Source organism: Dokdonella sp. (assembly GCF_019634775.1).
Lineage (GTDB): Bacteria > Pseudomonadota > Gammaproteobacteria > Xanthomonadales > Rhodanobacteraceae > Dokdonella.
Genome location: NZ_JAHCAS010000002.1, coordinates 525,768 through 546,790, shown reverse-complemented (window position 1 = coordinate 546,790; position 21,023 = coordinate 525,768). Strand labels below are relative to the sequence as shown.

Sequence of the window (21,023 nt, the reverse complement as noted above, 5' to 3'; positions counted from 1 at the left end):
CAAGCCATGAGCCAGCCGAATCCGAACCCGATCGGACGCGAGGCAAGCCGATGCGCTGGCTGATCCGTCGCGTCCTCAAGAAGGGGAAGAGCTCCGTCTCGTATGAGGAGGACATCCACTACGGCGAGGTGCTGACGATCGGCCGCGCCGCCGACCAGGCGATCTTCCTGCCCGACCTGCGCGCGGCACTGAACCACGCGCGCGTGACCTCGCTTGGCGGCGGCCAATATCGCGTCGAGTCGCTGATCGTCGCCGGCATCCGCGTCGACGGCCAGATCACCTACGCGACCACGGTCGGTGCCGGCACGGCGATCGAACTGGGCTCGACGCGCATCACCCTGCTCGACACGCGCGGCGACTACGATGCCGCGGTCGAGGTGGCCGCGATCGACAAGAACGAACAGGCCGAGATGCTCGCCCGCCGCGGCAAGCCGACCACGCTCGCGCAGACCTGGCTCGGCAAGCGCTGGCCGTCGTGGCTCGGCTTCCTGCTCGTGCTCGGCCTGTTCCTCGTCCTGCCGATGGCCGGCCATTTCGTCCCGCCGCTCGGCAAGCTGCTCGCACATTCGCCGTTGCCGAGCGTCGGCGCGTGGAGCACCGGCGAACTCGATGCCGCCCATCGCCATTTCGGCGACGATTGCCGCAGTTGCCACCAGAATCCCTTCCTGATGGTGCGCGACAGCGCCTGCACGACCTGCCACGTGCGCACCAAAGCGCATGCCGACCCGATGGCGTTCAACCTGCCCGAACTAGGCGACACGCGCTGCGCGACCTGCCACAAGGACCACAATGGCAACCGCGGCATGGTCAGCACCGACCAAGGCCTGTGCGCCGACTGCCACCGCGACCTCAAGGCAAACACCCGGGGCGCGAGCTCGATCGCCGACATTGCTGATTTCGGTACCGCGCACCCGGAGTTCCACGTCAACCTGCCCGGCTGGGACATTGCCGGCAACTTCATGCCGAAGTCGATGCCGTGGTCGGCTGGGTTGAAGGAAAACTCCGGCCTCAAGTTCGACCATGCCGTGCACCTGAAGGCGGATGGCCTGAACACGCCGAACGGGCGCAAGGTGCTGGAGTGTGCGAGCTGCCACGTCACCGAACCGGGTGGCGCGGCGATGAAACCGATCGCCTTCGAGACGATGTGCCGCGAATGCCACGCGCTCGGTTTCGACACATTGGCACCGGACCGCCAGGTGCCGCATGCCGACGTGCCCGCCGTGGTCTACACGCTCGACGAGTTCTATGCGCGGCGCGCGCTCGAAGGCGGCTATGCCGACGCGCGTGCGCCGACCATCGTGCAGGAGCGCCGCCGACCCGGTTCGCCGCCGCTGTCGCGCCAGGAAACCGTCGAGGCGCTGGCCTGGGCGCGCGACCGTTCGCGCGAGGCGGCCCGCACCCTGTTCACCGGCAAGGCCTGCGTCACCTGCCACACGATTGCCGCGCCGAGTCCGAACAATCCCGAATGGAAGGTCGCACCGGTGCGTGTGGCCGGGCTCTGGTACGTCGATGCGAAGTTCAGCCACCAACGGCACGAGACGATGGCCTGCGTCGACTGCCATGCCGGAGCGGAAACCTCGAAGGGTGCGAATGATCTGCTGATTCCCGGCATCGACAACTGCCGCCAGTGCCATGGCGGAGCGCACGCGGCAGGCAAGGTGCAGAGCACCTGCATCGCCTGCCACGACTACCATCGGTTGCCGGGCCTGACCCTGGACACACCGACGACACGTTCGCCGGCAACCGGAAACAAGGCGCGATAGGCGACCGTGGGCCGCTGAGCTATCATCGCCCGCGGGGTACCGCCAGCCAGCTCGATGCTCGCTACGGGAGGACGGATGGGGATCGTGAGATTCGGCGCGTTGCTGATCGGGACATCGTTGCTGGCCGCGTGCGGCGGTGGCAGCAATACCGCCAGTACCGACGGGACATCGCCTGGACCCGGCACCGGCTCCGGTGACTCCGGGTGCTCGGGTTCGTGCGCAAACGCCAGTTCGTTCCTCACCGAAGACGACATCCGGCGCATCATCGCGCAGGCCGTCAACGAGGCGCAGGGCCAGAACCTGCCGGCGACGATCACTGTCGTCGACCGCGTCGGCAACGTGCTCGGCGCCTATCGCATGACCAACAGCCGACGCACGCAGAAGGTCGATTCCGGGCGTGGCGTCATCGGCGGCCTCGAAGGCCTCGAGATTCCGAGCGAACTGACCGCGATCGCCAAGGCCATCACCTCGGTGTATTTCTCCTCCGAAGGAAATGCCTTCACCTCGCGTACGGCCGGCCAGGTCGCGCAGGAGCATTTCAATCCCGGCGACATCACCGCTCCTTCGGGGCCTCTGTTCGGCGTGCAGTTCTCGCAACTGCCGTGTTCGGACATCTCGGCACGCTTCAACGGCATCGGCCCGAGCGCCGGCCCACATCGCTCGCCGATCGGTATCGCCGCCGATCCAGGCGGGGTGCCGCTGTACAAGAATGGAGTGCCGGTCGGTGCGATCGGCGTATCCGCCGACGACACCTACGGCGTCGACACCTTCGCCGGCGACATCGACCGCAACCTCGACGAATACATCGCCCTGGCCGGGACGTATGGTTTCGCCGCACCGGTGGACCGCCGCGCCGATCGCATCACGGCCGGTGGCTTGAGCCTGCGTTTCACCGATGTCGAGTTCAACCAGCTTGCGCGCAATCCGGCCAGCGCACCGGCATTCGCCACGCTCGGCCCGGCCGACGGCCAAGTGATCGCGATCCCCGCCTTCTTCAGTGGCACGATCTCGCGCGGCCTCGCCTTCGGCCAGGTCGAATCCGGCATCCGGCCCGATCCGGTGACTTTTCCCGGCCTCGATGCCTTCGTCGTCGACGACGGCAGCGGCACCAACCGCTTTCCGCCGCGCGCGGGCACCGATGGCCCGGCGGCGCTCAGCGCAGAGGAAGTGCGCACGTTGATGAGCGAAGCGCTCAAGGTCGCCAACCGCACGCGTGCGCAGGTGCGCAAGCCACTCGGCTCACCGGCCGGCGAAACCATCGTCGTGGTCGACACGAACGGCGTCGTGCTCGGCCTCGTGCGCTCGCGCGACGCCCTGGTGGATGCAGTCGACGTGACCACGCAGAAGGCGCGCACGGCCGCATTCTTCTCGGGCGGCTACGCTGCCGCCGATCTCGCCTCGGTGCCGCCGGCAACCTACCTGCGCGGCGCCCTCGACCTCGCCAACGGCCGCGTCGCCTTCACCTCGGCCGGCTCACGCAGTCCTTTCGCCTACGTCACGGCACTGCGCGCCTTCCTGCCCGCTTCGGGCGCGCTCGGCGACGGCGCGATCGCGTATTCGAACCGCGCGATCGGCAACCTGTCGCGGCCGTTCTATCCGGACGGCGTGCCGGGCCGCCCGCCGGGCCCGTTGAGCCTGCCGATCAACGACTGGAGCGTGTTCAGCACCGGCCTGGAACTCGATCTCGACTACAACCAGGCTGCCCTGTTCCTCGCCTTCTACCTGCAGCAGATCGGCCTGACCGTCAGCCTCGACGGCACCGACCTGCCCCCGCTCGGCGAGGCACCGACCAACTGCACGGGCATCGATCGCGTGCCGAACGGCATCACCCTGTTCGGCGGCAGCGTGCCGATCTACCGCGGCAACACCCTGGTCGGCGCGGTCGGTGCCTCCGGCGATGGCACCGACCAGAGCGACCTCGTCGCCTTCCTCGGCCTGCACAACGCCGGTGTCGTCCTCGGTGGCGCAATCGGCAACGCACCGCCGGCAATCCGTGCCGACACCCTGGTCCCGCAGGGCGCGCGTCTGCTCTACGTGCAGTGTCCGCAATCGCCGTTCCTGAATTCCAACGAACAGTACGTCTGCGAGGGCAAGTGACATGCGCCGCATCGCCCTGCACCTTCGCACCTTCGGCCTCGGTCTCGCCGGGGCCCTGTTCGTCGGCAACGCACAGGCCGACCTGCCGGGCATCCAGCCCGATTGGCTGCTGCTGTTCGGCGTGCTGCAGGCGCCGACCTACGATCCATACCAGTCGCAGATTCCGCGCAGGCGTCCGGGCCATCCGCCCGAACCGCTGCCGATGTTCGTCGAGCAGAATCCCGACGCGGTGAACCCGGCCCCGGTCGACCAGGCTGGCAGCTTCATTCCGGTCCCGGATCGCTGGCGCATCATGGAGGCGCTCGGTCTCAAGTCGCCGTGGTACGACCCCTACAACCAGAACGTACTGAAGGGTGACAAGCCGATCTTCGGCGAGGACTGGTTCTTCGCCATGACCGGAGTGTCCGACACCCTGGTCGAACCGCGCGGCATCCCGACTCCGGTCGGCCCGCAGTCGAGCCCGGAACCCGGGTCCAACGATGTGCTCGGCGACACCGACCAGACCATCTTCGCGCAGACCGTGATCGCCAGTTTCCTGCTCTACAAGGGCGACACGGCATTCAAGCCACCCGACTACGAGTTCAAGCTCGCGCTGGCCCTGAACTACAACCGCGTGCGCACCGAAGAAGTGCGCGCCCTGCAGCTCGATCCGACCTTCGGCCGCACGCGCGACGACGGGTTCATCGGCGTGCAGGAGCTGTTCTTCACCAAGGACTACCGCACCGCCTCGTCGCGCTACGACGTCGACGAGGTACGCATCGGCATCCAACCGTTCTCGTCGGACTTCCGCGGTTTCCTGTACCAGGACAACCAGCCCGGCGTGCGTTTCTTCGGCAACCGCGACAACAACAAGTGGCAGTACAACATCGCCTGGTTCCGGCGCCTCGAAAAGGACCTGAACTCGGGCCTCAACGATGTCACGAAATCACCGCGCGACGACGACATCCTGCTGGCCAGCCTGTACCGCCAGGACTTCCCGTTCCTCGGCTTCACTTCGCAGGCGATCGTTGCCTGGAACCGCAACCGCGAGGACGAGAGCTTCTACGACTCCAACGGCTTCATCCAGCGCCCGGCCGCGATCGGCCGCGAGGCGCCGCGCACCTACGATGTCGGCTACATCGGCTACAACGGCGACGGGCACATAGGGCGCCTGAACCTCACCGTGGCCGCGTATGCGGCGATCGGCGACCAGAAGGACGGTGGAGTGTTCGTGCCGCAAAAGACCGATATACGCGCCGGCTTCGTGGCGGCTGAAGCGTCCATGGACTTCGATTGGATCCGCGTGCGCGCCTCGGCGGCCTGGGCCAGCGGCGACAAGGATCCTTACGACGATCGCTCGACCGGTTACGACGCGATCTTCGAGAACCCGATTTTCGCCGGTGCCGACACCAGCTACTGGATTCGCCAGAACATCCCGTTCATCGGCGGCGGCGGCGTGACCCTGGCCGGACGCAACGGCCTGCTCGCCAACCTGCATTCCTCGAAGGAACAGGGCCAGTCGAACTTCGACAACCCGGGCCTGCGCCTGATCGGCCTCGGCGCCGACTTCGACCTCACACCGCAGTCGCGCGTGTCGGCCAACGTCAACCACCTGTGGTTCGATCGTTCGGAAGTCCTGGAGACTGCACGCAACCAAGCCGACATCAGCCGCGATATCGGCACCGATGTCTCGGTGGCGTGGATCTGGCGGCCGTATGCCACGCAGAACATCATCCTGCGCCTGTCCGCGGCGACCCTGCTGCCCGGCCAGGGCCTCAAGGATCTCTATGGCAACGACACCCGTTACTACACGGTGCTCGGCAACCTGATCTTCACGTACTGAGGGGGCGCGAAGAACCATGCTGCGATCCATTGCCGCCGCTTGCATCGCATCCGTCGCCCTCACCGCGACGCCCGTTCTCGCCGACAGCAGCAAGCCTGCGAAAGTCGAGCGCGAATACGTCACCGCACCTGCCGCGCCGGCCTTCCAGACCTGGGAACAGGCCGAAGCGAAATCGGCTGGCTGCGTCAGTTGCCACAGCGCATCCGATCGCAAGACCATGCACGCCAATCCGGCCGTGGTGCTCGGCTGCACGGACTGCCATGGAGGCGATGCCAGCGTGCAGGCCCAGGGTTCGACCGGCAGCGTCGAGTATCGCGCAGCGCTGGAACGCGCCCATGTGCTGCCACGTTATCCGTCGCGCTTCCCGTCAGCAGCAAATCCCGAGCGCAGCTATGCCTGGCTGATGCAGGAAGCCCCCGAGTTCGTGCGCTTCATCAACCCGGGCGACCTGCGCATCGCGCGCGAGGCCTGCGGTGCCTGCCACCTGCCGATCATCCAGGCCAACGAGAAGAGCCTGATGGCCAATGCGGCGATGTTCTGGGGCGCCGCCGCGTACAACAACGGCATCCTGCCGTTCAAGCACTCGATCCTTGGCGAATCCTATTCGCGTGAGGGCGAGCCAGCCGCCGTCGAAAACGGCATCCCCAACGATGCTGCGATGGACAAGCGCGGAATTCTGCCGAAGATCAACCCGATGCCGACCTGGGAAACCGTGCCGCCGGGCGACATCTTCCGCGTGTTCGAGCGCGGCGGGCGCAACATCAACAACATCTTCGCCGAGATCGGTCTGCCGAACGAGTTCGGCCAGATCCAGCGCCTCGAGGAACCGGGCCGGCCCGACCTCAAGCAGTCGTTCCGCGGGCCCGGCACCGGCCTGCGCGTGTCGATCCCCGTGCTCAACATCCACAAGACACGCCTCAACGATCCATTCATCTGGATGCTCGGCACCAACGACAATCCCGGCGACTTCCGCTCGTCCGGTTGCAGCGCCTGCCACGTCGTCTACGCCAACGACCGCGACCCCCGCCACTCTGCCATCTACGCGAAGTTCGGCAACATGGGCACGAGCCAGCAGGCCGATCCAACCATCCCGAAAGACGTGCCCGGCCATCCGCTCAAGCACGAGTTCACGCGCCAGATCCCGACCAGCCAGTGCATGATCTGCCACATGCACCAGCCGAACATGTTCATCAACACCATGCTCGGCTACACGATGTGGGACTACGAGTCCGACGCGCCGTTCATGTGGCCGGAGAAGCAGCAGTACCCCGACGCGGAGAAGATGCGCAAGATCCTTGACCGCAATCCTGAGGGCGCCTCACCGCGCGGCAAGTGGGCCGATGTCGATTTCCTCAAGGATGTTTCACTGCTCAATCCGCAGCTCAAGGACACCCAGTTCGCCGACTACCACGGCCACGGCTGGAATTTCCGCGCGATCTACAAGCGTGACCGCAAGGGCAATCTGCTCGACGCCGCCGGCACGAAGATCGCCGACGACGATCCGGACAAGTGGAAGAAGGGCGTGCACCTCTCGTCGATCCACGTCGACGTCGGCATGCAGTGCGTCGATTGCCATTTCGCCCAGGACAATCACGGCAACGGCTACCTCAAGGCCGAGGTCATGGGCGCGGTGGAAATCCAGTGCCAGGACTGCCACGGCACGGTCGATGCGCCACCGACGCTGAAGACCTCGGGTCCGGCGGCCTCGAAGTTCGGCACCAACCTGCTGCTGATCCGCAACCCGGACGGCAAGAAGCGTTTCGAATGGGTCGGCGACAAGCTGATCCAGCGCTCGGCCGTGACACCCGGCCTGGAATGGACGATGAGCCTGGTCAAGGACAGCGTCGATCCTCTGTCCGGCGAATACAATCCGAAGGCGACGCGCGCCCATACGATGGCGCGCGGCACCGACGAGCTGCGCTGGGGCAAGGATGTGCCGCTCGACGAACGCGCCCACGGCGAAGACAAGATGCTGTGCTACTCGTGCCACACCTCCTGGACGACGAGCTGCGGCGGCTGCCACCTGCCGATCGAGGCCAACTGGAAAACCGAGCGCCACAAGTACGAAGGCGGCTACACGCGCAACTTCGCCACCTACAACCCGCAGGTCGCGCGCGACGAGATGTTCTTCCTTGGCAAGCATGGCGGGATCAAGGACGGCAAGATTGCGCCGGTGCGCTCCTCGTCGGCGCTGGTGCTGTCCTCGACCAACATCAACCGCGAGAAGATCTACGTCCAGCAGCCGCCGATCGCCGCTTCGGGCTACAGCTCGCAGGCATTTGCGCCGCACTACCCGCACACCGAACGCAAGACCGAGACCAAGGACTGCGAGGATTGCCACCTGTCGAAGAACAACGACAACAATGCCATCATGGCGCAGCTGCTGCTGCTCGGCACGAAGTTCATCGATTTCGTCGGCTTCCACGCCTGGGTCGGTGGCGACGGCGAGATCAACGCCGTACAGGTCACCGAGTGGGACGAGCCGCAGGCGGTGATCGGCAGCTACCTGCAGAAATACGCCTATCCGGACTGGTTCTCCGAGCACCAGCAGCGTGGGCAGCGCCTGCCAGTCGCGCATGCGCATTCGGCCGGCACTGCCGAGTGCCTGCAACTGCGTGGCGAGTACCTGTTCGTCGCCGAAGGCACCAAGGGCACGCAGATCTACGACGTCGCCAGTATCGGCAACAAGGGCTTCTCGCAGAAACTCATCACCGCACCGTTCTCCCCACTCGGGCAGAACACTGCGATCAAGTCGAGGAATGCAACCTGTGTTGCGCTGGCAACGACCCAACCGGTCGCGCCCAAGCGCAACGAAGGCGAGCTGATGCGCGGCCCCAACGCCGAACAGGTGATGCATCCGGTCTACCGATACGCTTTCATCACCGATGCCGAGGAAGGCCTGATCGCCACCGACATCGACACCCTGGTCGATGGCGAGGCGCGCAACAACAACCTCGAGCGCGCCATGACCTGGAACGGCGACGGCGTGCTCAACGGAGCGCGCCACCTGACCATCGCCGGCACGACGTTCTATGTTGCCACCGAGCGCGGCATCGTCGTCCTCGACCTCGATGACCCGCTCGCACCGCGCTACGTCAAGACGATCCCGATCGCCGGGGCGCGCGCCAGCCAGGTGCAATTCCGCTATCTCTTCGTCACCGCCACCGACGGCCTGCACGTCGTCGACGTGACCAGGCCCGAGCGAGCCGCCGAAGTCCCCGGCGCCCATCTGTCTCTGCGTGACCCGCAAAAGCTGCACATCGCCCGCACCTGGGCCTTCATCGCCAACGGCGCTGACGGCCTCGCCATCATCGACGTGACCAATCCCGAGCAACCCAGGCTGTACGAGATGTACAACGCCGGTGGCAAGCTCAACGATGCGCGTGACGTCGTGGTCGGAACGACCAACGCCTCGCTGTTCGCCTATGTCGCAGACGGCCGCAACGGTCTCAAGGTCATCCAGCTCACGTCGCCGGAATCGCAACCGAAGTTCTACGGTTTCGCCCCCGACCCGAAGCCGCAGCTCGTCGCCTGGTATCCGACCGGCAAGCCTGCCCTGTCGCTGTCGCGCGGCCTCGAACGCGACCGCGCGGTCGACGAGAGCGGCCATCAGGTCGCCGTATTCGGCCGCATCGGCTCGCGCCCGTTCACCCTCGAGGAAATGCGCCGCCTGTTCCTCAAGGAGGATGGCACACCTTGGTACGTCAGCAACGCCATCGACGACCACGGCACGGCGCTCTCCCCCAACATCCCCGTACCCGTCGCCGGCCCGTCCAGGCATGCCGCGCCGACCGGTACGGCATCGGACACCCACGGGCCGAACTGATCGGGGCGAGCGCGTCGTGCCGGCACCCATCGACATGCGTGCGTTGATCGAAGGCTATTTCGCCGCCTTCGCCCGCCACGACGGCGCGGCGATGGCGGCCTGCTACCACACCCATGCGAGTTTCCGCGATCCGGTATTCGAACTGTATGGCGCTGAAGTCGGCGCGATGTGGCGGATGCTGTGCTCGCGTGCCGCGGATCTGCGCGTGCAGGCGTCCGGCATCGTTGCCGAAGGCGACGAGGGGCGCGCAGATTGGCAGGCCTGGTACACGTTCTCGAGTACCGGGCGCCCCGTGCACAACATCGTGCGCTCTCATTTCCGCTTCGCCGACGGTCTCATCGTCGAACAGGTCGACGATTTCGCCTTCTGGCGCTGGTCGCGCCAGGCGCTCGGGCCGCTCGGTCTCCTGCTGGGCTGGACACCGCCGCTGCGTGCCAAGGTCACCGTCAACGCGCGCAAAGCCCTCGAACGCTTCATCGCCACCGAGCGCGAAACGAAATAGCGCCTGCATTCTCCCGCAGGAGCCGCTGCAGGAGCCCCTTAAGGGACGATGCTCGGCTTTTCGATTCATCGCAGTGTCCGATCGCCCGTGAACGGGCTCATGCAGAAAGGACGCCCGTGTGGGCGGTGCTCTTCTCCTTCGGGCGCTACACTCACCCGCATGTCCGCCCTGCCCTTCGAACCGAGGCCCGTGCCCGCGTGGAATGCGTCGACGCGGCTCGTCGCCACGCAGGCCTTGAGCCGTGCGGCGGGTGCGCCGCTGATCGGCGGAAATGCGATCGAACTGCTGATCGATGCCGCAGCGAACTACGATGCCTGGCTGGCCTCGATCCGTGCGGCGCGCGCATCGATTCTGTTCGAGAACTACATCTTCCGCGACGATGAAACTGCGCGCACCTTCCGGGACGCGCTCGTCGAGCGCGCCGAGGCCGGCGTACGGGTCCGCGTCGTGCGCGACTGGCTCGGCTGCTTCGGTCAGTCACGTGCGCGATTCTGGTCACCGCTGGTCGCCGCAGGCGGAGAAGTGCGCACCTACAACCCGCCACGGCTCGCCAGTCCGCTTGGCTGGCTTTCGCGCGACCATCGCAAGCTGCTCGTGACCGACGGTCATGCGGGCTTCCTTTCCGGCATCTGCGTCAGCGCGAAATGGCTGGGCAATCCGGCCAGGAAGATCCCGCCTTGGCGCGATACCGGCGTCGCCGTGCATGGACCCGCCGTCGCCGAGCTGGCCAACGCCTTTGCCGACGTCTGGGCGCGCATCGGCACTCCCCTCGATTTCGATGCTTGCGCAGCAGTGCCCGGCGTGGCCGGCGACGTCGACCTGCGTGTGATTGCGACCGTGCCGAATGCGGCCGGCCTGTACCGACTCGACCAGTTGATCGCAGCCATGGCCGAAGAGCGGCTATGGCTCACCGACGCCTACTTCGTCGGCGTCACGCCCTACGTGCAGGCATTGGCCTCTGCGGCTCGTGACGGCGTCGACGTTCGCCTGCTCGTGCCAGGATCGAGCGACATTCCCGCGGTCGGCTCGATGTCGCGCGCGGGATATCGGCCGCTCCTGGAAGCCGGCGTGCGTGTGTTCGAGTGGAACGGCTCGATGCTGCACGCGAAGTCCGCCGTAGCCGACGGCCGTTGGTCACGTGTCGGTTCGAGCAACCTCAATCTGGCCAGCTGGATCGGCAACTGCGAGATCGACGTCGCCGTCGAAAACCGCACTTTCGCCGAACGCATGGAAGCGCAGTACCTACAGGATCTCGACAACAGCACCGAGATCGTCCTGCACGAAGGCAGACGTCTGCAGCGTCGGAATCATCGCGCCGCCGCATGCAAGGGTGGCAGTTCAGGGCGCGCGGCAGCCGGTGCGCTGCGCCTGGCCAACTCGGTCGGTGCGGCGATCACCAACCGGCGCGTACTCGGCCGCTCCGAATCGTCGATGCTTGGCATCGGGGGGTTGCTCCTTCTCGCCATCGCCGTGGTGGCCTTCCTGTGGCCGCGTGCGCTGGCCTGGCCGGCCGCCGCGATCCTGCTCTGGTCTGGTCTCGCCCTGCTGGCACGATGGCTCGGCATCCGTCGTCGCCGCAACGGCAACCCGCCTGAAAGTGATGCGTAGAAGCGCTCCCGGTGCACGAAGGTTCTTCGATAGCTGCAAGGAATCGCGCGCAGGGGCGCTCCTTACCCGTGCCCATCACTCCTTTGGGGGCAGCACGACGATGGTCAGCCAGAAATCCTCGATGCTGCGCACGACGTCGATGAATTCCTCAAATGCAACCGGCTTGCCGATGAAGCAGTTGGCATGCAGGTCATAGGCGCGCAGCAGATCCTGCTCTGCGCGCGAACTGGTCAACACGACCACCGGTATCTGCTTGAGGTCGGGATCACTCTTGATCTCGGCGAGTACTTCGCGGCCGTCGAGCCGCGGCAAGTTCAGGTCGAGCAGGATCAGGTCCGGGCGCGGCGCCTGCGCATATGGCTCCTGGCGACGCAGGAAGGCGAGCGCCTGTTCACCGTCGTTGACCACGCTGAGGCAATTGCGGATGCGGCCTTCGCTCAGGGCCTCGCGGGTCAGGCGCACATCGCCTTCGTTGTCCTCGACGAGCAGTATCTCGACGACATGGGCGGTCTTTTGCGCGTTCATGCACTGTCCTCGCTGGCGGGAATGGTGAAATGGAAAACGCTGCCTTGTTGTCCTGTTTCTGACTCGATCCAGATGCGCCCCCCAAAGCCCTCGACAATCTTGCGACAGATCGCCAGGCCGATCCCTGTGCCTGGATACTCGTTGCGTGTATGCAGGCGCTGGAAGATCGCGAACACGCGTTCACGGTATCGAGGCTCGATGCCGATGCCGTTGTCGCGCACGCGCACGTGCCAGAACTCATCCTCCCGCGTCGCGTCGATCGAAACGATCGGCGTGTCCTTGCTGCGAAATTTGATTGCATTGCCGATCAGATTCTGGAACAGCTGGACGAGTTGACTCGGGACCGCTCGGGCAACGCCGTCGGCGGCGATGTCGACGCACGCACCGCTCTCGACGATCGACTCTTGGAGTGCCAAGCGCGCCGATGCCGCACAGTGGCCAATATGCACCGGGATCGACTGTTGACCCGAGCGCCCCACGCGCGCGTAGGCCAGCAGGTCCTGGATGAGCGATTGCATGCGCGATGCACCATCGACGGCGAAGCCGATGAATTCGTCCGCGTCGTGATCGAGGCGGCCTCGGTAGCGCCGCGCGAGCAACTGCACATAGCTCGCCACCATGCGCAACGGCTCCTGCAGGTCATGTGACGCCACGTAGGCGAACTGCTCCAGCTCCGCATTCGAGCGCTCGAGTTCGCGTGTCTTCTGCAGCAGCATCGACTCCTGTTGCTTGCGCCCGCTGATGTCAAGGACGAATCCGGTGAAGTAGATCGTTCCGTCACTCGACCATTCCGAGGCGATGAGTTCTATCGGAAATTCGCTGCCGTCGCTGCGCCGTCCGACGCTTTCGATCGATCGACCCAGAATGTTCGGTGATATTCCCGCGCGGGCACGGTCAATACCGAGCTGATGGCGTTCGCGATGACGCTCCGGAACGAGTTCGGTCAGATGGCGCCCGGGCAAGTCGTCGGCTTCGTAGGCGAAGATCGCCGCGACTGCCGGGTTGGCGTAGAGGATTTTTCCGTTTGCGTCTGCCGTGATGATCCCGGCGCTTGCAGTATCGGCAATCGCCCGCTGGGCACGCTGGCTGCGACGAAGCTCCGCGGTCATGCGCGCTGCCAAGTTCAGCGCACGCGCACGGTGACCTGCGAGTACCCAGGTGATCGCGAACAGGGCAACCGCGACCAGCGGACCAACGATGGCCACGAGCGACGACGTGCGCGAGGCGACATCCCCGGACTGCGCGGTCCGCGCCTGCGTCTGGATTTGCCAACGGCGTCCACCGACATCGATCTCAGCCGACAGCGGGGAACGCGAATCAACGAAGTCAGCCGTGTCATGCAGTACTCCAGCCGCATCGTCCACGCCAAGATCCCGTACGCGCAGGCTGATCCATGCCGCACCGACATCATCGCGCACGCGCGCGACGAGTGCAGCCATGTCGATCATCACGTAGACGAATCCGCTGTCCTCCGGCGTGGCGCCATGCACGTCGCGGACGACCGCGAAGCCGGTACGTTGCCTGGGGTCTCCATGGCGGGCGAATGCAATCGGAGCGGATACCGCAAATGCCAGACCGTCGCGGGCAATGTCGAGGATCTGGCGATAGTTGGGGTCGCGTTCGATATCGGTGCCTATGAGCGCGCGCAGGACTTCCGCCCTGGGTGACACATAGGTGATGACCATTTGGCGCTCGGACCATCGCGATGGACGGCTCGCCTGCTGCATGTGATCGGCATCGAATTGTTGTTCTCGCTTTGGCTCAGCAGCGCCGCGCACACCACGCACGAACAGGACGGCTACTACGGCTGGATAGCGCTTTTCGACTTGCGTGTGTCGCAGGTACTCGCTCCATTCCTCCTCGGTGACATCATCCGATGCAGCGAATAGCCCCGCCAGTCCATCCAGCAGCGCAGAGGTCGCCAGCGCCTGCTCACCGAGGGCGTCGGCGAAGCGATCGAGTCCTTCATCGGCGCGCTGACGCTCCTGTGCACGCGCATCGATCTGCGTCTCGCGCCAGATCAAGCCGGTTGCACCCAAGCTGATGCACAACATGGCAAGCCCGGCAGCGATGCCGGTGCGGTCGCGCAGCGCTCCTGGACGCACATCGGCGAGCGAAGCCCCTTCGATCGCCACGCCACGCAAGCGCGCACCGGCCAGCAAGGCAACTCCGCTGAACAGCAAGGTCAGGGCACTCGGCAGGCGCATGCCGACCGGCAGGTCCTCGTTGGCGATGCCGAGGCCCTGACGCAGACCGACGATCTCGATCAGGCCGAACACACCGATGCCGGCAACGACCGCCCCGATCAGGCCAAACACGAAGTGGCGCCCCCAGTGCGCCGGTAGCACCCCATCGAGAATGAAGGCCATGCCGACACAGAACAATCCGGCGGCAAAGCCCTGTCCGACCGCCTGCATGTCCGAGCCATCGCTGCCGGTACCCGAACCGCCAACCAGGAACCAGCTGAGCTGAAGGCCGCACAGACCGGCAACCACGACTCCGACCAGCACTTTCGGGATACGTGATCCACCGCGGGCGCGCAGCAACAGGCCAAGGGCAACGAGTAGACCCAGCGCCGCGCTCAACGGACGGATCCTGAGCAGATCGTCCTCGACCCATGGCCTTGCACCGAGGAATCCCAACGCGATGACCGCAACGGCGAGTGCACAACCGAAATGCAGCGGGTTTCGCAGCAGCCGCGACAGCATCAACTGCTCCCGTCAGAGAGCAAGCCGTGCGTGCCGGCTCCCAGCCAAGCCGAGAACGCAGGTGCGTCGACCGGACGACCGAGCAGGTACCCCTGGGCCTTGTCACAGCCGATTCCGCGCAGGAACTCGAGCTGTGCCTTGGTTTCGACCCCCTCGGCGACGACAGACAGGGCAAGATTGCGCGCCATGGCAACGATCGTGCGCACGATGGCTGCATCGCGTTCGTCGCCAGTGACAGCACCGAGAAAGGTGCGGTCGATCTTCAGCACGTCGACCGGGAACCGGCGCAGGTAGGCCAGCGAACTGAAGCCGGTACCGAAATCGTCGATGGCTATGTTGACGCCACGCGCACGCAGGCGCTGCAACATGTCGCGCGAGCTTTCGGCCTGCATCATGCTTTCGGTCAGTTCGATGACCAGCGCCGACGGCGGCAACCCACTCGTTTCGAGGGCAAGGTCGACGACTTCAGCGAAACCGCTGGCAACGAGCTGGCGCGCGGAAACGTTGACCGCGATCTGCACGCGACGCCCACCGATTTCCGGCCAAGCCGCGGCGATCCTGCAGGCTTCGCATACCACCCACGCTCCGATCTCGAGGATCGATCCGCTCTGTTCGGCAACGTCGAGGAAATGCTCTGGCGCGAGCAGGCCACGCGACGGATGGCGCCAGCGCAGCAATGCCTCGGCACCAACCAGGCTGCCATCCATCACGTCGAACAGTGGCTGGAAGTGGAGTTCGAAATCCTCCCGGTCTATCGCATCACGCAGGTCGTGCTCGATCGCCAGACGATCCAGCACGGTGGCATTCATCTTTGCCGAATAGAAGCGAAACGTATTCCTGCCCACGCTCTTTGCCTGATACAGCGCCGTCTCGGCGCATTTGAGCAGGGTCGACGGCGTCTCCGCGTCGATGCCAAACAGACTCATGCCAACGTTGGCGCCAAGACTGTATTGCTGGCCGTTGATGGTGCCAGGCCGACCAATTTCGGCGATCAGTTCTTCTGCAATGTGCGGCGTATCCATGATCGACTGCGTGTCAGTCAGGATGACCGAGAACTCGGCACTGCCCGTACAGGCGACGCGCGCAGCCGATGGCAGTACATTGCGCATGCGCGCGACGGCGGCACCGATGACGAGATCGCCGAAATCGTGCCCATGCACCTGGTTCACGCGCGACAGCCCCGACAGCGACACCATCAGCACGGCGGCATCGTGGCTGCGCAATTGACACTGCGCAATCGCATGACCAAGCTCATCGATGAAAACCTGACGGTTCGGCAGGCCACTGACGCCGTCGTGGGTGGCCAGATAGTCGAGGCGCTCCTGCACGAGCTTGCGCTCGACTGCGTAGCGCATCACGCGTACCAACGCATCCGCATCGACCCGTCCCTTGACCACGTAGTCCTGTGCACCGAGCTGGATCGCACGCAGGGCCAGGTTTTCATCCTCGGCGCCGCTCAACACCACCACCGGCAGCAGTGGCGCCGCGCGCAACAGCGCCCCGATCGTGTCGATGCCGCTCGAGTCGGGCAAACCGGGATCGGCAAGGGCTACCGTGAACGCCCCATCGCGCAGCCGATCGAGCGCGTCGGACAAGCGTTCCACGTGAACGATTTCCAACTGCGGCGCGGAGAGCATTTCGACGACGAGACGCGCATCGCCAGGATTGTCCTCGACCAGCAGCAAGCGCCAGTTGCCGAGGCGCTCGCGGCTGCCCGCTCCCGGCAGATCCACCACTGACAGCCAGAAGTTGCCGACCGTGCGCATGACGCCCAGCAGTTGGTCGAGATCGACCGGTTTGCGGATGTAGCAATTCGCATGCGAGGCGTAGGCGCGCACGATGTCCTCGTGCGCGACCGATCCGGTCAGGACGACGACCGGGATGCGCGCAAAGGTGGGATCCGATTTCAAGACGTGCAGCAACTCGTGGCCGCTCAGGCCAGGCAAGTTGAGATCGAGCAGGATCAGATCCGGGCGCAGGCAATGCGCATGGCGGCCTTCGCGGCGCAACACCGCCATCGCCTCGTCGCCACTCGCGGCAATGCACAGGTGGTGCAGCAAGCGTCCTTGCCGCAGGGCTTCGACGACAAGACGCACGTCGCCCGGATTGTCCTCCACAAGGAGGATCTCGAGAGGGCGCGAACTTGCCAACGCCGTACTGAACCCGGCATCACCCATTCCATATCCCCCTGCGCCAAACCCGCTGGCGGACGCCTGATCCTTGCCCGTGCGACGAAATGTACAACGAGTTCGGGGGGCTGGGTATACGTCGGACAGAGCGGATCCATGCCATCCGCCCCTTGCCAGCGCAGGCAGACCATGCGAAACCGTCACCATGGATACAACGGCAACCATTCATCCATGAGCCCGGCAAATGAAGGCGACGGTGCACGGGCGCGCACGATCCTTACGCCGTCCTCGCTCAACCGCCTGGCACGCGACCTCATCGAAGATGCCCTGCCGCTGGTGTGGGTCGAGGGTGAACTGTCGAATGTCTCGCGCCCGGCCTCAGGGCATCTCTACTTCACGCTCAAGGACAGCGCAGCACAGGTACGCTGCGCGATGTTCAAGCCGCGCAGCACCTGGTTGCCATTCAAGCCGACCGACGGCATGCAGGTGCTGGCACGCGCACGTGTCAGCCTGTACGAAGCGCGCGGCGAGTTCCAGCTCATCGCCGAGCACCTCGAACCAGCCGGCGAAGGCGCGTTGCGCCGCGAATTCGAACGCCTGAAAGCCCGTCTCGCCGCGGAAGGTCTGTTCGATGCCGCCCGCAAGCGCGCCCTTCCCGCATGGCCGCGCCGGATCGGCGTCATCACCTCGGCCACCGGCGCGGCCGTGCGTGACGTGCTCAGCGTCCTTGGTCGACGTTTCCCGCTGGTCGAAGTCGACGTGCTGCCGGTGCCGGTGCAAGGCAATGAGGCAGCACCGGCGATCGCCACGATGCTGGCTGCCGCCGCTGCAGCCGCACGGCACGACGTACTGCTGCTCACCCGCGGCGGCGGCTCGCTCGAGGATCTGTGGGCCTTCAACGACGAACGTGTCGCGCGCGCGATCGTGGCCAGCCCGATTCCGGTGGTCGCCGCGATCGGTCACGAAACCGATGTGTCGATCGCCGACTTCGTTGCCGACCTGAGGGCGCCCACGCCTTCGGCTGCTGCCGAGTTGCTCGTGCCGGACCAGGCCGATCTCGGCCGTCTCCTGCAGGGCCAGCGCGATCGCCTGGTGGTCCGCCAGCGCCACCGTCTCGAAGCCCTCGCCCAGCATCTCGACCACTGGCATGCGCGCCTTCAGGCCCTGCGCCCCGGCGAGCGGCTCGCGCGTGGCCATGAGCGTCTGCTCGGCCTGCGCCGGCGCCTCGAGCAGTTCGTCGCCCACGGCAGCGAGCGCCGGCATGCCCGTCTCGCCAAGGCGCTTTCGCGCCTCGAGGTCAACCACCCTGGTGCGCACATTCAGCGCACGCACACGCGTCTCGACACCCTGCAGACCCGCCTGTGTCGTGCAGTCGTCCACGCCATCGAGCGCCGCCGCATGAGCATGGCCGGACTCGCCCGCACGCTGCAGGCCACCAGCCCGCTTGCCACCCTCAGCCGCGGCTACGCGATCCTGTTCGACGCCGACAGCGGCCGCGTGCTGCGTTCGGTCGGCGATGTCACTGCCGGCACCGCGTTGCGTGCGCGGTTGGTGGATGGTGAGATTCGGGTGAGGGTCATGGGGGAGTAATCTCCAGATCACCGAGCTAGCCGCGGAAATCTTGACAGCTGGATAGGTGGTCTCCCTGCTCCCTCGGGCGACGATACGGCGACGCTCGTCGCCGTTGTGTGGGCGGGTGCCTGGATCACGCGCTCTGCCGGACTTGTTCTGCGCTTCCTGTTGGCGACTTTGGTATCCGGTTCCGCTCGCTGTCGAGGCGAGCGGAACCCGGTACCCAAGCCACCAAGAGAAAACGAACAGCAAACGCAAGGAGCTGGACGCCGGCCTGCACCGGCATGACGGCCGTGGGGCGGTCGAGTCTATTCCACGAGCTCGTGCAACTTCCCACCGCGCAACTCCAGCACCCGATCCATCCTCTCGGCCAAGCCACGGTCATGCGTGACAAGGACGAGCGCCGTGCCGATCTCGCGGTTGAGTTCCAGCATGAGCTCGTAGACTTGCGCGGCGTTGCGTTCGTCGAGGTTGCCGGTTGGTTCATCGCCGAGCACGCAGGCGGGACGGGTGACGAGCGCACGTGCGACCGCGGCGCGCTGGCGTTCGCCGCCGCTCAGTTCGCCGGGCTTGTGTCCGAGGCGCGCGCCGAGGCCGACGCGTTCGAGCAATGCGGTGGCCTGCGTGCACGCGTCGGCGATCGACGTGCCGCGGATCAGCAACGGCATGCACACGTTCTCGAGCGCGGTGAACTCAGGCAGGAGGTGATGAAACTGGTAGATGAAGCCGAGCGCGCGATTGCGCAGCACGCCGCGCGCGCGGTCGGACAAGCGCGACATTTCCCGGCCCGCGACTGTCACTTCGCCCGAGGTCGCCGTGTCGAGGCCGCCGAGGATGTGCAGCAAGGTGCTCTTGCCGCTGCCCGAGGCACCGACGATCGCCACGGTCTCGCCGGACCGCACGCTGAAGCTGACATCGTGCAGCACATCGGTGCGCAGGCTGCCCTCGGCATAGACCTTGGCGACCTTGTCGGCACTGAGCACGACCGGCATCGTCATCACGGATTCCTTCGGCTCATTCATGGCGCAACGCCGCCGCCGGTTCGGTACGCGCTGCACGCCAGGCCGGGTACAGCGTGGCGATGACGCAGAACACGAAAGCCGTCACCGTGATCCAGCCAACGTCGTTCCAGTGCAGATCGGACGGCAGTTCGCTGATGTAGTAGACATCGGGCGACAGGAACGAGATGCCGAACGTCGTCTCGACCCACTTGACGATCGCCTCGAGGTTGAGTGAGAGCAGCACGCCGAACAGCACGCCAAGGGCGATGCCGAGCGCACCGACCAGCACCCCTTGCACCATGAACATGCCCATCACGCTGGCCGGCGTGGCCCCGAGCGTGCGCAGGATGGCGATGTCGGCCTGCTTGTCGGTGACCAGCATGACCAGGGTCGAGACGAGGTTGAACGCGGCCACCGCGACGATCAGCGAGAGGATCAGGAACATGACCTTCTTCTCCATGGCGATCGCCTTGAAGAAGTTGCTGTGGCCCTGCATCCAGTCGGTCACGCGATAGGCCTGGCCGAGCTGGCCGGAAACGTCGCGCGCGACTGCATAGGCGCGGAAAAGGTCGTCGAGGCGCAGGCGCACGCCGGTCGGTCCGCCCAGGCGATACAGCGTCTGCGCGTCGTCCATGTGCATGATGGCGAGACCGCCGTCGTATTCCTGCATGCCGACTTCGAACAGACCGCTGACGTGGAAGCGCTTGAAGCGCGGCTGCACGCCGGCCGGTGAGGTGCTGACCTCGGGGGTGATGACGGTGACCATGTCACCGATGCCGACGCCGAGCTGCATCGCCAGTTCGCGGCCAAGCACGATATTGAAGCGCCCCCTGGCAAGTTCGTCGAGTGAACCTTGCACCATGCGCCGATCGACTTCCGACACGCGTGGCTCGTACTCGGGCAGGACGCCGCGCACGATCGCACCGGCCACACGCTCGCCTTGCAGCATGGCCTCGCGTTCGACATAGGGCGCGGCGCCGAGCACGTGCGGATTCGCCGCGGCGCGTTCGAGAGCATGCGGCCAGTCGCGCACGCTTTCGTCGATGCCCGAGATCGTCGCGTGCGCGACCATGCCGAGGATGCGCTCCTTGAGCTCCTTGTCGAAGCCGTTCATCACCGAAATGACGGTGATCAGTGCAGTCACGCCGACCGCGATGCCGAGGATCGACACCAGTGAAATGAACGAGATGAAATGGTTGCGGCGCTTGGCGCGCGTGTAGCGCAGGCCGATGAAGACTTCGAGCGGTCGGAACATGCGGGCGACGATCCCCGGGGGTCGGGCGCAGCTCCTGGAGACAGCGCAAGGCGCAAAGAGTGCCGCAAGCCGGCACGCGGCGGCAAGTTGCCCGGCTTGTGCTCCGGACTTGATCCGTCGGTGCGCGCCAGCGACGCCGACGATTTCGCGGGAAACACCCCAAGCCTGGTGCGTTTGCCCTGTGACGTTGCAAACCAGAGCATCACGACTGAAGC

At 65.6% G+C, this 21,023-nt stretch carries 12 protein-coding genes; 7 read left to right on the top strand and 5 right to left on the bottom strand.

Annotation, left to right across the window (positions count from 1 at the left end; translation table 11 throughout):
- The first annotated feature begins 50 nt into the window (after positions 1-50).
- From KF907_RS13225 to KF907_RS13200, 6 genes are all read left to right on the top strand, one after another.
- The gene (locus KF907_RS13225) at positions 51-1,763 is read left to right on the top strand and encodes a cytochrome c3 family protein (RefSeq protein WP_291221063.1); all 1,713 of its coding nucleotides are present in this window, start codon (positions 51-53) and stop codon (positions 1,761-1,763) included.
- A gap of 84 nt (positions 1,764-1,847) precedes the next feature.
- A complete protein-coding gene (locus KF907_RS13220) occupies positions 1,848-3,860 on the top strand; it encodes a heme-degrading domain-containing protein (protein ID WP_291221062.1) in 2,013 nt (670 codons plus the stop codon).
- A 1-nt stretch (position 3,861) separates the two neighbouring features.
- Positions 3,862-5,682 (top strand): hypothetical protein, encoded by a 1,821-nt coding sequence (locus KF907_RS13215; protein WP_291221061.1) that lies wholly within the window; start codon positions 3,862-3,864, stop codon positions 5,680-5,682.
- A gap of 16 nt (positions 5,683-5,698) precedes the next feature.
- Positions 5,699-9,508 (top strand): LVIVD repeat-containing protein, encoded by a 3,810-nt coding sequence (locus KF907_RS13210; protein ID WP_291221060.1) that lies wholly within the window; start codon positions 5,699-5,701, stop codon positions 9,506-9,508.
- A gap of 16 nt (positions 9,509-9,524) precedes the next feature.
- Positions 9,525-10,010, top strand: a complete 486-nt coding sequence (locus KF907_RS13205) for a nuclear transport factor 2 family protein (protein ID WP_291221059.1) — start codon at positions 9,525-9,527, stop codon at positions 10,008-10,010.
- Positions 10,011-10,169: 159 nt separating this feature from the next.
- A complete protein-coding gene (locus KF907_RS13200; RefSeq protein WP_291221058.1) occupies positions 10,170-11,618 on the top strand; it encodes a phospholipase D-like domain-containing protein in 1,449 nt (482 codons plus the stop codon).
- A 75-nt stretch (positions 11,619-11,693) separates the two neighbouring features.
- Here the strand turns inward: KF907_RS13200 and KF907_RS13195 are convergent, their stop codons facing one another.
- The 3 genes from KF907_RS13195 to KF907_RS13185 are packed head-to-tail and all read right to left on the bottom strand — an operon-like array spanning position 11,694 to position 16,968.
- Complete coding sequence (locus KF907_RS13195; RefSeq protein WP_291221057.1) at positions 11,694-12,143, bottom strand: response regulator; 450 nt, start codon at positions 12,141-12,143, stop codon at positions 11,694-11,696.
- Entirely contained in the window at positions 12,140-14,851 is a 2,712-nt protein-coding gene (locus KF907_RS13190) for an ATP-binding protein (RefSeq protein ID WP_291221056.1), read from the bottom strand. Before KF907_RS13190 ends, KF907_RS13195 begins: the two co-directional genes overlap by 4 nt.
- A complete protein-coding gene (locus KF907_RS13185; protein ID WP_291221055.1) occupies positions 14,851-16,968 on the bottom strand; it encodes a putative bifunctional diguanylate cyclase/phosphodiesterase in 2,118 nt (705 codons plus the stop codon). The genes KF907_RS13190 and KF907_RS13185 overlap by 1 nt, the downstream gene beginning before the upstream one ends.
- Positions 16,969-17,211: 243 nt before the next feature.
- On the opposite strand from KF907_RS13185, the gene xseA reads away from it, so the two are divergent.
- Positions 17,212-18,570, top strand: a complete 1,359-nt coding sequence (gene xseA / locus KF907_RS13180; protein ID WP_291221054.1) for an exodeoxyribonuclease VII large subunit — start codon at positions 17,212-17,214, stop codon at positions 18,568-18,570.
- A 290-nt stretch (positions 18,571-18,860) separates the two neighbouring features.
- Here xseA and lolD read toward each other — a convergent pair whose 3' ends face one another.
- Positions 18,861-19,574 (bottom strand): lipoprotein-releasing ABC transporter ATP-binding protein LolD, encoded by a 714-nt coding sequence (gene lolD, locus KF907_RS13175; protein WP_291221053.1) that lies wholly within the window; start codon positions 19,572-19,574, stop codon positions 18,861-18,863.
- Positions 19,567-20,808: a lipoprotein-releasing ABC transporter permease subunit gene (locus KF907_RS13170; protein WP_291221052.1), complete on the bottom strand. Its 1,242-nt coding sequence runs from the start codon at positions 20,806-20,808 to the stop codon at positions 19,567-19,569. The genes lolD and KF907_RS13170 overlap by 8 nt, the downstream gene beginning before the upstream one ends.
- Positions 20,809-21,023 lie beyond the last annotated feature (215 nt).